This is a genomic window from Symbiobacterium terraclitae (assembly GCF_017874315.1).
Classification (GTDB): Bacteria; Bacillota; Sulfobacillia; order Symbiobacteriales; family Symbiobacteriaceae; genus Symbiobacterium; species Symbiobacterium terraclitae.
Genome location: NZ_JAGGLG010000021.1, coordinates 21,524 through 40,798, shown reverse-complemented (window position 1 = coordinate 40,798; position 19,275 = coordinate 21,524). Strand labels below are relative to the sequence as shown.

General features: G+C 68.6%; 17 protein-coding genes. 8 read left to right on the top strand and 9 right to left on the bottom strand.

What is annotated here, in order from left to right; genetic code table 11:
* Positions 1-77: 77 nt before the first annotated feature.
* The 4 genes from J2Z79_RS12145 to J2Z79_RS12130 form a co-directional block, all read right to left on the bottom strand.
* Positions 78-833, bottom strand: coding sequence for a hypothetical protein (locus J2Z79_RS12145; RefSeq protein WP_209467161.1), 756 nt, complete (start codon positions 831-833; stop codon positions 78-80).
* Positions 834-960: 127 nt separating this feature from the next.
* Positions 961-1,659: a response regulator transcription factor gene (locus J2Z79_RS12140; RefSeq protein ID WP_245302682.1), complete on the bottom strand. Its 699-nt coding sequence runs from the start codon at positions 1,657-1,659 to the stop codon at positions 961-963.
* Positions 1,622-3,259, bottom strand: a complete 1,638-nt coding sequence (locus J2Z79_RS12135) for an ATP-binding protein (RefSeq protein ID WP_209467159.1) — start codon at positions 3,257-3,259, stop codon at positions 1,622-1,624. Before J2Z79_RS12135 ends, J2Z79_RS12140 begins: the two co-directional genes overlap by 38 nt.
* A 160-nt stretch (positions 3,260-3,419) precedes the next feature.
* The gene (locus J2Z79_RS12130) at positions 3,420-4,748 is read right to left on the bottom strand and encodes a pyrimidine-nucleoside phosphorylase (protein WP_209467158.1); all 1,329 of its coding nucleotides are present in this window, start codon (positions 4,746-4,748) and stop codon (positions 3,420-3,422) included.
* Between the two features lie 258 nt (positions 4,749-5,006).
* Between J2Z79_RS12130 and J2Z79_RS12125 the strand changes: the two genes are divergently transcribed.
* The 5 genes from J2Z79_RS12125 (at position 5,007) to J2Z79_RS18940 (ending at position 9,850) form a co-directional block, all read left to right on the top strand.
* Positions 5,007-7,046 carry an ABC transporter substrate-binding protein gene (locus tag J2Z79_RS12125; protein ID WP_209467157.1) on the top strand — a complete coding sequence of 680 codons (2,040 nt, stop codon included), beginning with the start codon at positions 5,007-5,009 and terminating at the stop codon, positions 7,044-7,046.
* An 84-nt stretch (positions 7,047-7,130) separates the two neighbouring features.
* Positions 7,131-8,078, top strand: a complete 948-nt coding sequence (locus J2Z79_RS12120) for an ABC transporter permease (protein WP_209467156.1) — start codon at positions 7,131-7,133, stop codon at positions 8,076-8,078.
* 12 nt (positions 8,079-8,090) lie between these two features.
* Complete coding sequence (opp4C, locus tag J2Z79_RS12115) at positions 8,091-9,014, top strand: oligopeptide ABC transporter permease (RefSeq protein WP_342589479.1); 924 nt, start codon at positions 8,091-8,093, stop codon at positions 9,012-9,014.
* A gap of 22 nt (positions 9,015-9,036) precedes the next feature.
* Complete coding sequence (locus J2Z79_RS12110; protein WP_209467155.1) at positions 9,037-9,675, top strand: DUF4352 domain-containing protein; 639 nt, start codon at positions 9,037-9,039, stop codon at positions 9,673-9,675.
* 46 nt (positions 9,676-9,721) lie between these two features.
* Complete coding sequence (locus J2Z79_RS18940) at positions 9,722-9,850, top strand: hypothetical protein (RefSeq protein WP_280953707.1); 129 nt, start codon at positions 9,722-9,724, stop codon at positions 9,848-9,850.
* A 53-nt stretch (positions 9,851-9,903) separates the two neighbouring features.
* On the opposite strand, the gene typA is transcribed toward J2Z79_RS18940, so the two are convergent.
* Complete coding sequence (typA, locus tag J2Z79_RS12105; RefSeq protein WP_425353538.1) at positions 9,904-11,772, bottom strand: translational GTPase TypA; 1,869 nt, start codon at positions 11,770-11,772, stop codon at positions 9,904-9,906.
* A gap of 169 nt (positions 11,773-11,941) precedes the next feature.
* Between typA and J2Z79_RS12100 the strand changes: the two genes are divergently transcribed.
* From J2Z79_RS12100 to J2Z79_RS12090, 3 genes are all read left to right on the top strand, one after another.
* A complete protein-coding gene (locus J2Z79_RS12100; RefSeq protein ID WP_209467154.1) occupies positions 11,942-12,814 on the top strand; it encodes a S8 family peptidase in 873 nt (290 codons plus the stop codon).
* 167 nt (positions 12,815-12,981) lie between these two features.
* Positions 12,982-13,530 (top strand): GNAT family N-acetyltransferase, encoded by a 549-nt coding sequence (locus J2Z79_RS12095; RefSeq protein ID WP_209467153.1) that lies wholly within the window; start codon positions 12,982-12,984, stop codon positions 13,528-13,530.
* A gap of 18 nt (positions 13,531-13,548) precedes the next feature.
* The gene (locus tag J2Z79_RS12090; RefSeq protein WP_209467152.1) at positions 13,549-14,436 is read left to right on the top strand and encodes an alpha/beta fold hydrolase; all 888 of its coding nucleotides are present in this window, start codon (positions 13,549-13,551) and stop codon (positions 14,434-14,436) included.
* Between the two features lie 33 nt (positions 14,437-14,469).
* On the opposite strand, the gene J2Z79_RS12085 is transcribed toward J2Z79_RS12090, so the two are convergent.
* From J2Z79_RS12085 to murD, 4 genes are all read right to left on the bottom strand, one after another.
* Positions 14,470-15,717: a hypothetical protein gene (locus J2Z79_RS12085; RefSeq protein ID WP_209467151.1), complete on the bottom strand. Its 1,248-nt coding sequence runs from the start codon at positions 15,715-15,717 to the stop codon at positions 14,470-14,472.
* A gap of 207 nt (positions 15,718-15,924) precedes the next feature.
* Entirely contained in the window at positions 15,925-16,743 is an 819-nt protein-coding gene (locus tag J2Z79_RS12080) for a GNAT family N-acetyltransferase (protein WP_209467150.1), read from the bottom strand.
* A gap of 79 nt (positions 16,744-16,822) precedes the next feature.
* Positions 16,823-17,908 carry a DNA polymerase IV gene (dinB, locus tag J2Z79_RS12075; RefSeq protein ID WP_209467149.1) on the bottom strand — a complete coding sequence of 362 codons (1,086 nt, stop codon included), beginning with the start codon at positions 17,906-17,908 and terminating at the stop codon, positions 16,823-16,825.
* Positions 17,905-19,263, bottom strand: coding sequence for a UDP-N-acetylmuramoyl-L-alanine--D-glutamate ligase (gene murD / locus J2Z79_RS12070; RefSeq protein WP_209467148.1), 1,359 nt, complete (start codon positions 19,261-19,263; stop codon positions 17,905-17,907). The genes dinB and murD overlap by 4 nt, the downstream gene beginning before the upstream one ends.
* Between the last annotated feature and the right edge of the window lie 12 nt (positions 19,264-19,275).

Genomic DNA, 19,275 nt, shown 5'->3' with positions numbered 1-19,275 from the left:
GCCTGACGCTACAAACATTGAGACCAGGGTGGTCACCACCCTGGTCTTCTCGTCTTCTCTCCGGAATGCGGCCGTTCTCAGGCGACGAGGGCCGTCTGGAGGGCGAACTGGCCGATGAGCGCCGCAGCGCAGGCGGTGCACCACAGCGAGGGGCGGCCCTTCACCACCGGCCGGCGGCCCGCCACCAGCAGCACGAGGGGAACCAGCAGCGAGCAGGTGAGCCAGAGCGCCACCGGAACCGGACAGGGGGCACCGCCGAAGAGGACGGACCGGCAGACGTCGGAGGCTGCCAGCAGCGTGATGCCGAGACCGGTGGCCACCGCGCGCAGCGGGACGCCGTCGCTGCCCTCCTCCTCTGCCACCTGGTCGTGCCGCGGGCCGAGGGTGCCGCCGAGGGCGAGCAGCCCCAGGCCGCCCACCAGGGCCGCGGTGCCCAGCGACGCCGCCAGCGGGAGCGCGGGAAGCGCGTCGCCGCCCGTCTGGCCCAGGCTGGAGAAGAGCACGGCGACCACGCCGAGCATCGCCGCCTCACGCCCGCGCTGGCGCCGGATATCGGCCCGGACGCCGCGGTACCAGGCTGCGCTGGCGGCCGCGGCCATCGCCGCATACGGGGCGGCCAGCCCCAGCCAGACCCAGCGCGCCGCGCCGCCCACCAGCATGGCGACGAGGCTCAGCGCAGCCAGGGGGCCGGTCAGGATTCCCGCGACCCGCCAGGCCAGCGGCGGGTGGTCGCGCACGAAGCCGCTGCGGGTGTCGAGCAGCGCCAGCACGGCCGACAGTCCCAGCGAACAGGAGAGCAACTGGAGACCGGCCGCGTAAGCGATCTGTGACATTACGGGCACCCCCGTGAAAAGTGCTCTTGCCTACTTTTCAGGGTAGCGCCCGTTTCTAACGCGATCCTTTCGTGCTTCTATCAGGTTTCTATCTCAACCCTAACGTAGCCAAAGGTATTGCCAAGCTTTATCCGTCGAACTTATAGCCTATACCCCAAATGGTCTTGACAAGCTCGGGGTGCCCCGGATCCCGCTCGATCTTCTCCCGCAGGCGGCGCACGCAGACCGTCAGCGCGGCCTCGTCGCCGGAGTAGTCGGAGTGCCAGACCCGCTGCAGCAGCGCCTCCCGGCTGAAGACGTGGCCCGGGTGGCTGGCCAGCAGCCAGAGGAGGTCGAACTCCTTGGGCGTCAGGTCCACCTGCTGGCCCCGCACGATCACCGTGCGGGAGGAGCGGCTGATCTCGATGTCCTTGAACTGGAGCGGCCGGTCCTCGTCGACGGGCGCCGCCGGTCCGGAGGTGCGCCGCAGGATGGCGCGCACGCGCAGGAGCAGTTCGGACAGGCGGAAGGGCTTCACCAGGTAGTCGTCGGCGCCGACGTTGAAGCCGACCACCTTGTCCATCTCCTCGCCGCGGGCGGAGAGGATCAGCGTGGGGATGCCGCCGCTGGACTGCAGCTGCGCCAGCACCTCGAACCCGTCCATCTTGGGCAGCATGATGTCGAGGATCATGAGGTCGGGCTTGACCTCCTGGGCGACGCGCAGCGCCTCCAGGCCGTCCTCCGCCTTGTGGACCTCGTACCCCTCCTGCTGCAGCGCCTGCTCCAGCGCCTTCAAGATCTTCGGATCATCATCGACTACCAGTATTCGTTTCTTCGTGTTCGTCATTGCCACCGCTCCCTTGCTCCGACCAGATCGGTAAGGTAAAGGTGAAGGCCGCCCCGGCCCCGGGCTCCGAGTCGACCCAGATCCGGCCGCCGTGCGCCTGCACGAGCGAGGCGGAGAGGGCGAGACCCAGCCCCCATCCCTCCGGGCGCCGCACGCCACCCTGGCGGAAGGCCTGGAAGATGACCTCCTGCTCCTCGCGGGGAACGCCCGGGCCCGTGTCCCGCACGGTCACCTTTACCCAATCGCCGTCCACCCCGCAGTCGACATCGATCCTGCCGCCCTCGGGGGTGAACTTGACGGCGTTGCTCAGCAGATTCAGCAGCACCTGCGAGATCCGCAGCGGATCGGCGGAGACCAGCGGCAGGTCGGGCGCGCAGCGCACCGCCAGCGCGATGCCCTTCCGCTCGGCCAGCGGCTGCACCGTCCGGGCGACGTCGCGGACCGGGTCGCGCAGGTCGAGCATCTCCCGGAACAGCTTCACCTTGCCGGCCTCGATGCGGGAGAAATCCAGCAGGTTCGTGATCATGTTCAGCAGCTTCTGGCTCGACTCCAGCACCTCGCTGAGCGACTCCCGCTGCTCGGGCTCCAGCCGCCGGTCGGCCAGCAGCAGCTCGGTGAAGGCGATGATCGAGGTGAGCGGCGTGCGCAGCTCGTGGGAGATCATGGTGAGGAACTCGGACTTGTACCGGGAGATCCGCTCCAGCTCCCGGTTGGCCTCCTCCAGCTCCCGGGTCCGCTCGGCCACCTTGTGCTCCAGGCCGGTATACAGCTCCCGCAGCCGGTCGGACATCTGCTCGAAGGCGTCGGCCACCACCGCGGTCTCATGGTTGGCCTTGAGCGACCGCAGCCGCTCCTTGCTGATGAGGAAGTTGCCCATGCCCACCGTGGTCGCGACCTCAGCCAGCTCGGCCAGCGGCATGGAGACCTGCCGCCACAGGATCAGCCAGATCAGGCCGAAGCAGAGCAGCGCCAGGAAGACCACCAGGATGGCGAGCCGCACCGACTCGGCCCGCGCGTTGGCCAGCGTCTCCCGCATGGGCAGGATGACGCTGATGGCGCCGGCCACGTCGCCGAGCTTCAGGCCCTCCTTGGGGTAACCGGTCGGGTCCAGTTCGCCCTTGGGCTCGCCGTGGCACTTCAGGCAGGACTCCTCCGCCCGAAGGGCCATCATGTAGCGGAAGGCGGGCGTGCCGTCCTCCAGCGTCACCCGCTGCCAGACCTCGTTGTTCTCGGCGCTCGCCATGAAGTACTCCAGCGCGGCCCGCTCGAAGTCGTCCGGCGCGTTCTCCTCGATGCGCGGCACGAGGTTGGTCTGCTTCACCTGCGACTTGGAGAGGTCGGCGAACAGGTCGCTGACGCCCTCCCCCACCTCGGCCGGGTCCAGCGGGCGCGTCTCGCCGTGGACGAACTCGTCGTGGCTGGAGCGGGAGATGAACGAGCGCGTGGCCTGCTGCTGTTTCGCGACGAGGCTCGCCTTGGCCAGGAGATCGATGTCGGCCTGCCGCTGCTGGTAGGCGAAGTCCAGGGAGAGCGCGATGAAGAGCACGGCCAGCACAAGGCCAGTGATGCCCACCATGAACTTCGCCGTCAGGCTGCGCATGGGACCACTCCCCTTGGTTCCTATAATAACTGTCCCCCCCCCAACGCACCATCAGTCGTGGGGCCAAACACCCCATGGCGCCCAATCACTATGGAGTCCGACAAAGGGACTATTAGCCAGCAGGAGGGCGGCCCCGCACGGCCCCCTCCTGCTGTGCGCGTCAAGCCCAGCGCTCCGTTCCCGCATCCGTCACCAGCCCGTAGACCAGCGGCCGGGGCGCCGGCTGTCCGGGGCCGATGCGGTAGGCCCCGAGGAGGCGCTCCTGCGCCTCGGCGAGCCGCCGATCGTCGCTGACGTGCAGCTCCGCCAGTACGTCGCCCGGCGCGACGGGCTCGCCCACCTTCTTGCGCAGCACCACGCCCACGCTGAGGTCGATCGGCGACTCCTTGGTCTCCCGGCCTGCGCCCAGGAGCTGCGCCGCGACGCCCACCTCCAGCGCCGTGATCGACTGCACATAGCCGCCCTCCGGCGCCGTGACGGGAACCACCCGCTGCGCCCGGGGCAGCTTCACCGGCTGGCGGATGCAGCCGGCGTCGCCGCCCTGGGCCTCCACCATCTCGATCAGCTTGCTCAGCCCGCGGCCCGAGCGCAGGGCCCGCAGCAGCATCTTCCGCGCCTCCGCCCCGTCGGCCGCAACGCCGGCCAGGCGGAGCATCTGCGCGCCCAGCTGCAGGCAGATCTCCTCCAGGTCCTTGGGGCCGAACCCCCGCAGCGTCTCGATCGCCTCGGCCACCTCCAGGGCGTTGCCCACGGCGTGGCCCAGCGGCTGGTCCATGTCCGAGACGAGCGCCGCCACCTCGCGGCCCACCTGGCGGCCGATGGCCACCATCGCCTCGGCGAGCCGGAACGCCTCGTCGAGGCTCTTCATGAAGGCCCCGGAGCCGGTCTTCACGTCGAGCACGACCGCGTCCGCCCCGCCGGCGATCTTCTTGGCCATGATGGAGGACGCGATCAGCGGGATGGAATCGACGGTGGCGGTCACGTCCCGCAGGGCGTAGAGCTTCTTGTCGGCGGGCACCAGGTCGCCGGTCTGGCCGGCGACGGCGCAGCCGATCCGGTTCACCTGCGCGACGAACTCCTCGGGCGACAGCTCCACCCGGAAGCCCGGAATCGACTCGAGCTTGTCCAGCGTCCCCCCGGTGTGGCCGAGGCCCCTGCCGGACATCTTGGCCACCGGCGCCCCGCACGCCGCCACCAGCGGCACCAGCACCAGCGAGACCTTGTCGCCCACGCCGCCGGTCGAGTGCTTGTCGACCTTGCGGCCGGCGATCGCAGACAGGTCGATCTGGTCGCCTGACTCGGCCATCGCCATGGTGAGGTCGGCCGTCTCCCGCGGCGTCATGCCGCGGATGCAGACAGCCATGGCCCAGGCGGCCATCTGATAGTCGGGCACCTCGCCCGAGACGAACCCGGAGACCAGCGCCCGGATCTCCTCGGTCGTCAGCTCCTCGCCCATCCGCTTGCGGTAGATGATGTCATAAGCGCGCACGCCATGACTCCCCTTTCGGCATCAATGCCCATTACTGTTTTCGCTCGACTGGTAACACATTCCTTTCGATATGGCACTTTAGTGCCCGGAAAGGAACATTGAATAATCCGCAGACTCCGAGAAGAGGATTTTTGCTGTAGGTTGCGAATACTAAGACCCACTACGCTCTTGTTGGAGGTGAATGCCTGAAGATCTGTCGCATCGAGCGCCTGATTCCACGAGTACACATGAAATTATGTCTAAGGAGGTATCGGTTGAGTGAAGCGATTCCTGGTCCTTCTGCTGGCCGCCATCATGGTGGTGGCCTCGGCGTTGCCGGCCCTGGCTGCTCGCCCTGAGGTAAAGTACCCCGTGACCTTCAACGGCCACCCGGTTACGTTTGACGTCCAGCCGGTCAATGTGAACGGCCGCGTGTTCGTCCCCTTCCGGGCCATCTTCGAGAAGATGGGCGCCGAGGTCGAGTGGAACGCGTCCGCCCAGACCGTCACCGCCAAGCGCGGCAACACCACGGTCCAGCTGACCATCGGCAGCACCACGGCCCGGGTGAACGGGCAGGCCCGCACCCTGGACGCGGCGCCCTTCATCGAGGGCGGCCGGACTCTGGTCCCGCTCCGCTTCGTGAGCGAGGCCTTCGGCGCTGAGGTGAAGTACGACGACGCGACCACGGCGATCTCCATCGTCGACCCCAACTGGCCGCGCCGGGGCGGCCGGCTGAACCTGGCCATGTGGAACAAGCCGATCGGCCACTTCAACCCGATCACCGTGAACGACACGTACGGCTCCAACATCAGCGGCCTCATGTACGAGGGCCTCTGGAAGTACGACGAGCGCTACATCCCCGTGCCGGCGCTGGCGGAGCACTGGGAGTGGGATGAGACCAACACGAAGCTGACGTTCTACCTCCGCCGCGGCGTCACGTTCTTCGACGGCACGCCGCTCACGGCCAAGGACGTCGTCTTCACCTACAAGGCCATCTGGCATCCGCAGTACATCGGCCCGCGCGACGCCGGCTTTGAGGACGTGGTAGGGTACGAGGACTACGCCAACGGCATCAGCGGCGAGACGCCGGAGAACTTCGCCCGCGGCATCGTCACCACCGGCAACCTGCCCGGCCTCTACGCCGTGGATGACTACACGGTCGTCTTCCAGCTGAAGCAGCCCAACTCGCCGTTCCTGTACAACCTCGCCTACGGCATCATGGACAGCAGCAAGTACGGCAAGATCCCCGTTCAGGACTGGGGTACGGCCAATGACCCGTACAACATCTTCCCGAACGGCAACGGCCCCTTCAAGATGAAGGAGTACGTCGAGGGCCAGTACGCTCTGCTTGAGGCCAACCCGAACTACTGGGCCGGCCGGCCTTACATCGACGAGGTGCTCTGGCGCATCGTGGCCGCTGAGGTCGCCGTCGGCGAGATGCAGCGCGGCACGATCGACTACGTCGAGTTCAGCCCCAACGAGATGGACGCCTATGTGGCCATGCCGCACGTGAAGATCCATGAGTTCGCCAATACGGTCTTCCAGGAAATGGTCTACAACACCGGTCCGAACAAGAACGGCGAGATGGGCCCGACGACCGACAAGCGGGTGCGCCACGCCATCAACTACGCCATCGACCGGCAGGCGATCATCAACAACCTGATGGGCGGCCACGCCTCTACGATGTACGGCCCGATCCACCCGCTGACGTGGGCCTACACCGAGGACGTCGAGCAGTACCCGTTCAACCCCGAGAAGTCCCGGCAGCTCCTGGAGGAGGCCGGCTGGAAGCTCGGCCCCGACGGCTACCGTTATAAGGACGGCAAGAAGCTCACCCTGCGCCTCCTCTACCCGAACGTCGGCAACCCGGTCCGCCAGGCCACCGCGCCGGTCGTGCAGCAGTGGCTGAAGGACGTCGGCATCGAGGTCATCCTGGAGGGCTACGACTGGCCGACGCTCGATCAGAAGCGGGCTGAGCGCGACTTCGACATGTACTTCATCGGCTTCTCGCTCGGCAACTCCGATCCCGACCCGACGGGCCTGTGGGACAAGGCGGCCACGGAGCCCGGCGGCTTCAACGACAGCCAGTGGTGGACCGAGAAGTCCGAGCAGCTGATTGCCGCCGGCAAGGCCACCGGCGACATCGAGAAGCGCATCGAGATCTACCACGAGTGGGCGCGCCACTGGACCGAGGAGTCCCCGGCCTACATCTTCTACGCCGTGAACACGCTGGTTGCGGCCAACGAGCGGCTGCAGAACTTCAAGCCCGGGCCGCAGGGCGAGCTGTGGAACATCGAGGAGATCTGGCTCTCCAAGTAAGCGGCTGACCACCGTGCGGCAGGCGGCCCGGGGGGGGGGGAGGCCCCCGGGCCGCACGCCGCCGGGAAGAAAGGAGACTGACAGGTGGGCCGGTACCTAACGCGACGGCTGCTGCAGACGATTCCGATCCTCCTGGGCGTCAGCATCGTCGTCTTCATCATCATCCACACCGCGCCGGGCGATCCCTACGCGTACCTGTTCGGTCCGCGGACCGACCCGACGCTCCGTGCCCGGCTCAGGGAGGAGATGGGCTTCAACGACCCCATCCCGGTACAGTACGTCCGGTGGTTCAAGACCACGATCAGCGGCAACCTCGGGTACTCCATCCGCACGCAGGAGCCCGTGATCGACATGATGGCCAAGGCCTTGCCCAGGACCCTGCTGCTCACCGGTTCCTCCTTCCTCCTCGGTCTGGCCATCGCCATTCCCATTGGCGTGGTCTCCGCCACCCGGCAGTACTCGGCCCTGGACTACGCGGCGACGACCTTCGCCTTTATGGGCATCTCGCTGCCCTCGTTCTTCGCAGCGCTGCTGGCCATCTACTTCTTCGCGGTGAAGCTGCCGATCTTCCCCATGAACGGCATCCACACGCCCGGCGTCGGCGGATTCTGGGACGTGCTGCACCACCTGGTGCTGCCCGCCGTCACTCTTGGGCTGCGGGATGCGGCCTCCTATGCCCGCTTCACCCGCTCCTCCATGCTGGAGGTCCTGCGCCAGGACTACGTGCGCACGGCGCGGGCGAAGGGCCTGGCCGAGCGCATCGTCATCTACAAGCACGCCTTGCGCAACGGCCTGATTCCGGTGATCACCCTGCTCGGCTTCAGCCTGCCGGGCCTCTTCGGCGGGGCGGTCATCATCGAGCAGGTCTTCACGTTCCCCGGCATGGGCCTCCTCACCTTCGAGGCCGTCAACAACCGGGACTACTCGGTGCTGATGGCCACCAACATGTTCTTCGCCCTGCTGGTGATCATCGGCAACCTCGTTGCCGACATCCTCTACGCGGTCGCCGACCCCCGGATTCGGTACGCCTAAGGAGGTTCTCACGTGGCCGTCACCAACCCCATGCCGACACCCTCCCCGAAGACCTTTGACGGGCTGGCGCCGAAGGAGACCTCCTACGCCAGGATGGTCTTCCGCCGTTTCCTGCGCAACCGCATGGCGATCGCCGGGGCGACGATCCTCCTCATCCTGATCCTCATATCCCTCTTCGCGCCGCTCATCACGCAGGCCACGCTGGGCTGGGGGCGCGACGAGATCGACATCCGCTACATACGGGCCACGCCGAGCGCCCGCCACCCGCTGGGCACCGACAGCGCCGGCCGCGACAACCTGACCCGCCTCCTCTACGGCGGAAGGGTCTCGCTTTCGATCGCCCTGGGATCGGTGGCCATCTACATGGTGATGGGCATCGCGATCGGGTCCGTCGCGGGCTACTTCGGGGGCTGGGTCGACAACGTGCTGATGCGCCTGGTGGACATCATCCAGTCCTTCCCGTTCCTGATGTTCGCGTTGACGATCGTGGCCATACGGGGGCCGTCGGTCTCGAACCTGGTCTTCGCCATCGTTTTCCTCAGCTGGCCTGTGCCCGCCCGACTCGTGCGGGGCGAGTTCCTCTCGCTGCGGGAGCGGGACTTCATCGAGGCCGCCCGGGCGATGGGCGTGAGCGGCTTCCGGATGATCATGCGCCACCTGCTGCCCAACGCCATGGCCCCGCTGATCGTGAACGCCACGCTCGAGGTGGCGGGCATCATCCTCGCCGAGGCGGGCCTCAGCTACCTCGGCTTCGGCGTCAAGCAGCCGATCCCCACCTGGGGGAACATGCTCAGCGAGGCCAACAGCATGGCGGTGCTGCAGACCATGCCGTGGACATGGCTGCCGCCCGGCCTGATGATCTTCCTTACGGTACTCTCCATCAACTTTATCGGGGACGGGCTGCGCGATGCGCTCGACCCCCGGTTGAAGCAGTAGCAGGCAGAGGGGGATACCCATGTTGCGGAGAAGGATTCTGGTTGGGCTGCTGGCGGCGCTGCTGGCGCTGGCCGCGGCCGGCTGCGGGAAGTACGCCGACCAGTCCGGCCCGGGCGGCACCACCGCCTCGGGCTCGGGCGCCTCGGGTTCGACCTCGTCCGGTTCGGGCGCGTCCGGTTCGAGCTCCTCCGGCAGCGGCGCGTCCACCTCCGGCGGCGGATCCGGCGGCCAGGGCGCCTCGGGCGGCAGTGCCGCACCCGCGCCGGCGGAGAAGGCGCAGCTGGGCCCGCTGGCGGTGGGTGACACGGCGGAGGTCGGTCTGCTCACCGTCACCGTCCACCAGGTGGAGACCGTGGACGAGGCCCCGGCCCCGGGCTACACCTACGTCCTGATCGATGTGACGGTGCAGAACAACGGCGCGGCCGCGTACACCGTCAACCCGACGGAACAGCACAAGCTGACGACGCCCGAGGAGAAGAGCGCGCCGTACAACCTGCAGGCCACGTCATACCGCACGCCCAGGCTGAACGGCACCTTCCGGCAGGGCGAGAGCGGCCAGGGCTGGCTGGGCTTCCTGGCGAAGCGGATGGACGGGACCTACAGGTACACCTTCATCCACCCGGAATACGGCGAAGCCACCTGGGAGTTCACGATCCAGTAGGGCCGCTGCGGCGTCCCCGCACGGGGGCAGGAGGGGGTGAGATGACGTGAGGAAGCTGGTGGCTCTGGCATTCCTGGTGATGCTCCTGGTCACCGCCGTCGGAAACCTGGCGGTGGCCGGCGAGCACTCCATCGCAAACGACGGGTGCTCCCCGTACTACGAGTGCTTGGTGTGAAACATCGCTACATGTATGAAGCGGAGGGTGCTAAGGCCCTCCGCTCTTACGCGTTATCTGCCCTGCTGCAGCCGCTGCAGCACCTCCGCGTTGATCTCCTTCCCCTTGGCCAGCCGGGCCCGGATGATCGGGTCCAGGTACTGCTTCCGGAGCCGGATCGACTTGGGCGTGACCTCCACCAGCTCGTCGTCGGCGATCTGCTCCAGCGCCTCCTCCAGCGTGAGCAGCCGGGGCGGATCCAGGAGCAGCTTCTCGTCGGAGCCGGCCGCCCGGATGTTGGTCAGGTGCTTCGTCTTGCAGACGTTGACGTCCATGTCCTGCTCCCGGCTGTTCTCGCCGACCACCATGCCCACGTAGACCTCGGTGCCGGGCTCGATGAAGAGCGTTCCCCGGTCCTGGAGCTGGTAGAGGGCGTACTGCGTGGCCGTGCCGGCCTCGGAGGCCACCAGCGAGCCCCGGGTGCGGGTCGGGATGTCGCCGCGGTACGGGCCGTAGTCGTAGAAGAGGTGGTGCATGATCCCGTAGCCGCGGGTCAGCGTGAGGAACTCGGAGCGGAAGCCGACCAGCCCGCGGGCGGGGATGATGAACTCCAGGCGCAGGTTGCCGTTGCCGTGGTTGATCATGTTGGTCATCTCGGCCTTGCGGACGCCCAGCGCCTCCATCACCGTCCCCATGTACTCCTCGGGGATATCGATGATCAGCTGCTCCAGGGGCTCCAGCCGGTTGCCGTGCTCGTCCCTGCGGAAGATCACCTTGGGCTTGGAGACCGCCAGCTCGTAGCCCTCACGGCGCATGGTCTCGATGAGGATGGAGAGGTGGAGCTCGCCGCGACCGGAGACGATGAAGGCGTCGGGCGAGTCGGTCTCCTCCACCCGCAGGGCCACGTTCCGCTCCAACTCCTTGAAGAGGCGGGCCCGCAGGTGGCGGGAGGTGACGTACTTGCCCTCCCGGCCGGCGAAGGGCGAGTCGTTGGTGCGGAAGGTCATCTGCAGCGTCGGCTCGTCCACCTTGATCGGCGGCAGCGGCACGGGCTGCTCCGGGTCGGTGATGGTCTCGCCGATGTTCACGTCCTCCAGGCCGGTCATGGCGATGATGTCGCCCACCGTGGCCTCCTCCATCGGCACCCGCTTCAGCCCCTGGAAGCCGAAGAGCTGCGCCGCCCGGAACCGGACGACGGAGCCGTCCAGCTTGGCCACCGCCACCTGCTGGCCGGCCACCACCCTGCCCTGGCGCACCCGGGCGATGGCGACGCGCCCCACGTACTCGTCGTAGTCCAGCGAGGTCACCATGGCCTGCAGCGGCGCATCCGGGTCGCCCTCGGGGCAGGGGATGTGCTCCAGGATCGTGTCGAAGATCGGCTGGAGGTCCTTCCCCTCCTCCTCCAGGCGGTAGGTCGCCACGCCGGCGCGCGCCGAGGCGTAGATGACGGGGTACTCCAGCTGGTCGTCGTCCGCGCCCAGCTCGATGAAGAGGTCGAGGATCATGTCCTCCACCTCGGCGATGCGCCGGTCGGGCCGGTCGATCTTGTTGATCACCACCACCGGCTTCAGGCCGGCCTCCATGGCCTTGCGCAGCACGAACTTGGTCTGCGCCATCGGCCCCTCGGCCGCGTCGACGACCAGGAGGCAGCCGTCCACCATCGTCATGATCCGCTCCACCTCGCCGGAGAAGTCGGCGTGGCCGGGGGTGTCGACGATGTTGATCCGGACGCCCTTGTAGGTGATGCCGGTGTTCTTGGAGAGGATGGTGATGCCCCGCTCCCGCTCCAGGTCGTTGGAATCCATCACCCGCTCCGCCACCTGCTCGTTGGCGCGGAAGGTGCCGGACTGGCGGAGCAGGCCGTCTACGAGGGTGGTCTTGCCGTGATCGACGTGGGCGATGATCGCCACGTTGCGCAGGTCGGTCCGCTTCATTCCTCTCATCAGCGCTCCTCAGGCGAAGTCTGCCCACTGGAATAGGAGCCCACAACACGGGCCCCAACTCGCGTATTATACGGATGATGCCATAAAAAGTAAAGCGCGACCTTCACCGGTAGCAATCCCGCCGCCCGGACCGTAATGATGGGTGAGACCCCGGCGGAGGAGCGATCCCATGGGACGATCGGTGTGGCAGTCTCCCCCGTGGCACATCCGGCGGACCGGCTTCCCCGAGGCCTGGCGGCTGGTGCGCCTCAGACGCAAGCGCCGGACGCCGGTCGAGGTGGGGCTGCTGGACAGCGGCGTCGACCTGAAGCATCCGTATCTGAAGGATCTCCTCGGTCCCGGCATCAACCTCCTCTCCCCCGGCAGACCGCCCCACGACGAGCACGGCCACGGCACCCACATCGCGGGCATCCTGGCCGTCGCCGCGGGAGCGCTGCACCGGGAGCGGGCGATATGGCCGCCGCCGCTCCGCATCCGGCCCGTGAAGATCTTCGACCGCAGGGGCTACGGGCGCATCAGCGACATCGTGGCCGGCCTGCGGTGGTGTCTCGAGCAGGGCTGCGAGATCGTGAACCTGAGCTTCGGCACCGACCGCCGCTGCAGCGAGCAGCTGGCGGAGACGATCCGGCTTCTGGAACGCCACGGCACCCTGCTGGTGGGGGCGGCCGGCAACGACGGCCGGGGCGGCGGCGTCGACTACCCGGGAAGCTACCCCGAGGTGCTGGCGGTGGCCGCCTGCAACCGCCGGGACCGGCTGGCCCGCTTCTCCAGCCGGGGACCCGAGGTCGACCTGGTGGCGCCGGGGGCCGGGCTCTTTTCCCTCCTGCCGGGCGGGTCCTTCGGCTATATGAGCGGGACCTCGATGGCGGCGCCCCACGTCACCGCCGCCGCGGCGCTGCTGCTCCAGGTGCGCCCCGGCCTGCGGCCGGCAGCGATCCGGGAGCACCTGAAGGCGACCGCCGAGTGGCTGCCGGAGATTCCGATTTCGGCGCAGGGGGCCGGCCTGCTGCGGGTCGACCGACTCCTGCGCGCTGAGGTGTAAGCGGGGCCGCCTGCAGGAAGGCGGCCCCGCTGTGCATGGTGGTGTGCAGGGCCGCCTGAAGGAAGGTGGCCCCGCTGTGCATGGTGGTGTGCAGGGCCGCCTGAAGGACGGCGGCCCTCATGTGCTGAATATTGGTGGGTAAACTGGATAGGGGGGATGCGTCCCCGATGGTCCCCGTTTTGAAAGGCGCCCGGGTGGTACTGCGCCCTCCCCGGGAGCAGGACAAGCAGGACCGGCTCGCCTGCGGGCGCAGCGCCGAGTACATCCGGATGGTCGGGGGCGACCACCGACGCGTGGCGCCGCTCACCCCCGAGCAGGTGGACCGCTGGTACGAGCGTCTCCTGGCCGAGCCGATGGAGCGGGTCATCGATCTCGGTGGCCGGTGCATCGGCACGGCGCGGCTGAACTCCCTGAACGAGCACGAGCGGCGGGCCCGCTGCGCCATCGGCATCTTCGACCCGTCAGCGTGGGGAAAGGGGTACGGGACGGAGGCCACGAACCTCGTGCTCCAGTATGCCTTCGAGACGCTGCGCCTCCACCGGGTCGACCTGCGGGTGCTGGCCTGCAACCATCGGGCCATCGCCTGCTACGAGAAGTGCGGGTTCGTCCGGGAAGGGGTCGAGCGCGAGGGTGCGCTTATCGCCGGTCGTTGGGAGAGCGACGTGATCATGAGCATCCTGGAGCAGGAGTACCGGCAGCGCAGGCAGCGGGGCTAAGACTCGGGAGGTGAACCCGTGCAGGAGCGAACGGCTGGCATACAGGAAGGGACCACGGCCACGCAGGAAACGGAGGAACGTAGCGCCCACGTATGGGACATGACCCCGGCTGCGCCACGCTTGCAGGAGCGCACCGTCCCGGTCCGGGGCGGGACCCTCCACTACTTCACCAACGGCCGGCCCGGAAGGCCCCTCTTCTTCCTCCACGGCGCCGGGCTGGACCACCGCATGTTCGCCCCACAGTATCCGGCCTTCGACCCGGAGTACGCCCTGTTCGCCTGGGACGCCCGCGGCCACGGCCGCTCCGCCGGGGTGCAGGGCTTCTCGGTGGACCTGCTCGTGGCGGACCTGCTGGCGGTGATGGACCGCGAGGGGATCGCCCGGGCGACCCTCATCGGCCAGTCGATGGGCGGCAACCTGGCCCAGGAGGTGGCGATGCGCCATCCGGACCGGGTGGAGGCTCTGGTGGTCATCGACGCCACACGCAACAGCCAGCGGCTCCGGGCGTGGGAGGCGGCCAGCCTCCGCCTGGCCGCGCCGCTCCTCAGGCTCACGCCGTTCGACTGGCTGGTGGAAGGGTCGGCGTGGGCGTGCTCCCGCCGCCCCGAGGTGCAGCAGTACGTGCGGGAGTGCATGCGTCACGTCGGCAAGGCCCGCTTCTGCGAGGTGATGGTGCGGGTCTTCGACTTTGTGGCCTACCGGCCCGAGCTGCGCTGCCCCGAGCGCACCCTGCTGATCTGCGGCGCGGAGGACCGCACGGGCAACATCCGGAAGTCGATGACCGCCTGGGCCCGGGAGGAGGGCCTGGAGTTTCACATGCTGCCCGGCGCCCGGCACAACGCCAACCAGGATGCGCCGGAGGAGACCAACCGGATCATCCGGGAGTTCCTGCGCGGAAGGTCATAGGGCGGGGGGCGGTTCTGCCCTCCGCTCTGCCGTTCATGGGGCAACCAGCGACCAGGTCTCCGCGAACTCCAGCAGGGCCGGGGGGTGGATGAAGCGGACCGTGATCTCGTCGGCCGCCCGCATCGCCGGCGATGCCTCGTCGGCGAACTGGTAGCTGACCCCGTCCTTGCCCTCGCCGATGTGCCCGCCGCCGCGCTGCATGTCTGTCACCGTCTCGCCGTCCGGGCCGATGAACTCCGCCGCGGGGATGGCGTTGGCCGGGGTGACCCGGGGAAGCCGGTCCGGGCGCATGATCTCAAAGCTGACGCCCCGCGGGTCCACCCGGTGCAGGCGGTAGGCGCCGTCGTAAAACGGCATCACGAGGAGGTCCGCCGGCTTCACCACGGCCTCCTGTCCACCGAACTGCCCCCAGGGGATCACCGCCTCCAGCACCTCCTCGGTCTTGAACTGGATACCGTACAGTTTCAGGCTTACCGGGGCCGGCCACCCGTCCGGCGGCTCGAACGTAGCGACGAAGCTCCCGTTGGGCCCGCGCACATAGCCGACCATCTCGCGGACGGAGTCACCGAAGACCAGTTCGGCACCCAGGCCGGGCTCGTGTTCGCCGGGGAGCAGCGCGATGCTGCCGTGCAGCCGGGCCTGCCCGACGCTCACCTCCAGCCGGTCAACCCGGAGCGTGCGGCCCAGCCAGGTCCCTTCCCTGTCGAGTGCGAACTGCTCCGGTGCGGGGTCCAGGTACTCCTCCCGCACGGGCAGCTCGAACGCCACCGGGCCGACGTGGGTTCCGGGCTCAGCCAGGTCGCGCTTGTCGGGCGTCATCGCGTACCACTTCTCCACCTCCACGGCCAGGGTATCGGCGGAAAGCGGCCGCTCAACCGGGGGGAGGAGCATCACCTGGTGAAACCCCTCGCCGGAGAACGCCCCGTATCCGTGATGGTAGGGGTTCGGCCCCCAGTCTCCCATCCCGGTGCCCCACCCCGTCCGGATGAAGGTCGCCATGAAGGGGCGGTCTCCGGCGGTGGTGTAGAGCAGATAGGTGTGGAGCGGGCTGTACCAGACCGCCTCCAGTTTGATGCGGGCGCCGGTCCCGGGGATGTCGAAGGCGCCGTCCAGCGGCACGACCAGGCCCTCCTGCTCCGCCCGAACCCAGCCCGGAATGGCCGCCCGGGCGTACTCGACGGGCGAACCGACCCTGCGGGAGCCGTAGGAGCCTGGCTCGTAGCCCGAAGTGCAGCCCGCGAGCAGCAGGACCATCACCAACCAGAGCAGCTTGCGCCTCATCAGTTCTCCCTCCCATCTACAGACGCCCGTACCCGCAGTGTCGTTCTCCGTATACTCATCCAAATCTTCGTCTCATCCTGCTCCAGGGATGGCCCCCGGTGCGCCCGCCGGTCGCCGCAAGCCGGGAGCCCATGAGCCGAGAAGGCCGTGCCCGGACGGGCACGGCCTGTAATCCATATGTCACGGCGGCCTTCCGGCCCTCCCCCGCTACCCGGGCGTGTAGTAATCCTGCCCCCGCAGGACCTGGAACCCGACTGACGTGTACAGGTGCAGCGCCCGGTCGTTCTTCGCCTCCACCTCCAGGAACACATCGCAGCCCTGGGACGCGCAGTCGGCGACGACGGTTTCGAGCACGCGCCGCCCGATGCCGCGGCCCTGGAAGCGGGGAAGGATCGCGAAGCCGTAGATCCAGGCCTCGGATCCGCTCCGCTGAACCCGGAGTTTCCCAACGGTCGCTCCCTCGTGCATGACCATGTACGCAGTCGTGTCTGCATCCTGAAGCAACTCCGTGTTGGCGCTGCGGGCGTCGGCCTCGCTCATGCCGAACGCCTCCACGTCGAGGCGGACCTGCGTCTCCAGGTCTTCGGGCGCGGCCGGCCGGAGGAGGCCCGGAACTGGCGCCGGCACGGCCGCGCCCATCCACTTCATCTGATGCTCGGTGAACGCATACCTGGCGCCCTGCCGGCGCAGGAAGGCCTGTCCGGACCGGGAGGCCGAGGGGGTGTTCAGCAGGATCTCCGTGAAGCCGGCCTCACGGCAGTAGGCCATGGCCTGGTCGTAGAGCGCCTGGAAGTGGCCCTGGCGCCGCGCCTCCGGGTGAACCATGCCGCACACCTCAACCTCGGATCCGAAGGCGTAGACGCCGAGGAAGCCGACGAGGCGGCCGTCCTGGTATCGCAGGAAGTCCGGGTCGGTGCGGTCGGCCCGCCTCAGGATGTCCCAGTTGAGCTTCAGGGCGATGCCGTCGTGCGCCTCAACCGCCTGCTGCAGTGCCGCAACTTCTGCCTGCTGCGTTTCAGTGAGCATCCAAACACTCCCGTTTGAAGGCTGAATAGGTACGTTCGGGGCCGGATCGGGGCAGGCGCACGCCGGCGGCCCTCCCCTGCTAGATGGGCAGATACGCCTGCACCAGTTCCCCCCGCTTCACGAGGTTGTGCACCGAAAGCCCAAGCAGGCGGATCTTCCGCCCCTCCCACTCCACCCGGGTGAAGATCTCCCGGGCCGCACGGCCGATGGTGCGGGCGTCGTCGGTGGGCATGGGCAGCGTCTGGCTGCGGGTGATCTGCAGGAAGTCGCCGCCCCTGGCCCCGCCCTCGACGAACACGTTCCACTTGATCTTCACCGTCACCGTGCGGGCCGCCAGCCCCTGGCGCTGCAGCTCCCGGGCCAGGTCGTCGGCGTAGCGCTCCAGGAGCCCTGCCAGGTACTCCCGGTCGGTCTGGTCGACGGGGAAGGTGTTCTCCTCGCCGATGGACTTGGCCTCCCGGTGGGGCACCACCGGACGGGGGTCGATGCCCCGGGCCAGCTGCACCAGCTCGTCGGCCCGCTTGCCGAAGTGCTTGCGCAGCGTCTCCGGGTCGTAGGCCAGGAGGTCGCCGCAGGTGAAGATGCCCAGGGCGTTCAGCGCCTGCTCGCTGGCCGGGCCCACCCCCCAGAGCTTCCGCACGGGCAGGGTCGGCAGCAGCTCCTGCGCCCGCTCCCAGGTGATGACGGTGAGGCCGTCGGGCTTCTCCATGTCGGAGGCCAGCTTGGCCAGGAACTTGCAGTAGGAGACGCCGGCCGAGCCGGTGAGCTTCAGCTCCGACCGGATGGCCTCCTTGAGCTCCCGCGCCACCCGCACCGCGTCCTGCCCCGACACGTCCAGGAACGCCTCGTCGATGGAGAGCGGCTGGATCACGTCGGTGAACCGGCGCATAATGGCGCGAACCTGCCGGCCCACCTCGCTGTACTTGGCGTGGTTGGGCCGGATGAATACGGCGTGCGGGCAGAGCCGCAGAGCCTCCCGGGAGGGCATGGCCGAGCGCACCCCGAAGCGGCGCGCCTCGTAGGAGCACGTGGAGACGACGCCCCGGGAGTTCGGGGAGCCGCCCACGATGACGGGCTTGCCCCGGAGGCGCGGGTTGTCCCGCTGCTCCACCGCGGCGAAGAACGCGTCCATGTCCAGGTGGATCACCCAGAGGTCTTTCCTCACTGCAAGGCCTCCACCAGCGACTTGAAGTGGCGCCCGCGCTCCTCGAAGTTCCGGTAGGCGTCGAACGAGGCGCAGGCGGGCGATAGCACCACCGTGTCACCCGGGGCGGCGGCGGCCCGGGCCAGCGCCACCGCCTCGGCCATGTCGGCCGCGCGGTGGACCGGTCCGGCGTAGCCGCCCCTGCGCACCGCCTCCTCGATCTTGGGGGCGGTGGGTCCCGTGAGGATGAGGTACTTCACCTTCTCGGCCACCAGCGGCGCGATGGGGTCAAAGGGGATGCCCTTGTCCGAGCCCCCGGCGATGAGCACGATGGGCGCGGGCAGCGTGGAGAGCGCCGCCACCGCCTCCGCGGGCGAGGTGGCCTTGGAGTCGTTGTACCACTTGACCCCGTCCAGCACCCGCACCGGCTCGATGCGGTGCTCCACGCCGGTGAACTGGGTCATGACCTCGCGCACGGCCGAGAGCGGCGCACCGGCGAGGTAGCAGGCGGCCATGGCTGCCAGGATGTTCTCCTGGTTGTGCAGGCCGGGCAGCTTGATCTCCTCCAGGAGCAGCGTCGGCAGCTCCTGGCCGTCCCGGCGCCAGACCACCTGGCCGTCCCGGATGAAGGCCGCGTCCCGGCCGCCGGGGTCCGCCCGGCGGCTGAAGAGCACCACGCGGCTCCGGGCCTCTGCGGCGAACGACCGCACCAGGGGGTCGTCGGCGTTGAGCACCAGCCAGTCGCGCGGCGACTGGTGGCGGAAGATCGCCTTCTTGGCCGCGACGTACTCCTCCATGGTGGCGTGCACGTCCAGGTGGTTGGGGCTGATGTTGGTGATGACCGAGATGTGCGGCGAGCGCTGCACCAGCTGCAGCTGGAACGAGGAGAGCTCCAGCACCACGATGGCCTCGGGCGGGATGGCCTCCACCTTCTCGATCAGCACGGTGCCGATGTTCCCGCCCACGTAGGTCTGGCGTCCGGAGACCCGCATGATCTCGCCGATCAGCGTGGTGGTGGTCGTCTTGCCCGCGCTGCCCGTCACCCCGATCACCGGGGCGCGGCACAGGTCCAGCACAAGGCCGATTTCGCCGGCGATCACCGCCCCGCGCCGGCGGGCGGCCTCGATCTCGGGCAGGTGCTTGGGCATGCCGGGGGTGAGGAAAATCAGGTCGTGCTCCGCCAGGGGCGCCAGGTACGCCTCGCCGGTCACCAGGCGCACCCCGAGCCGGCTCAGCTCCCCGGCCCGGTCCCCGAGCCGCTCGGCGGGGTGCCGGTCGCAGGCCGTGACGCTGACCCCCTTGGACACGAGGTAGCGGATCAGCGCCATGTTGGAGACCCCGACACCCACGACTGCCACACGCCCCTGCAGATCCATCCCGGTCTACCT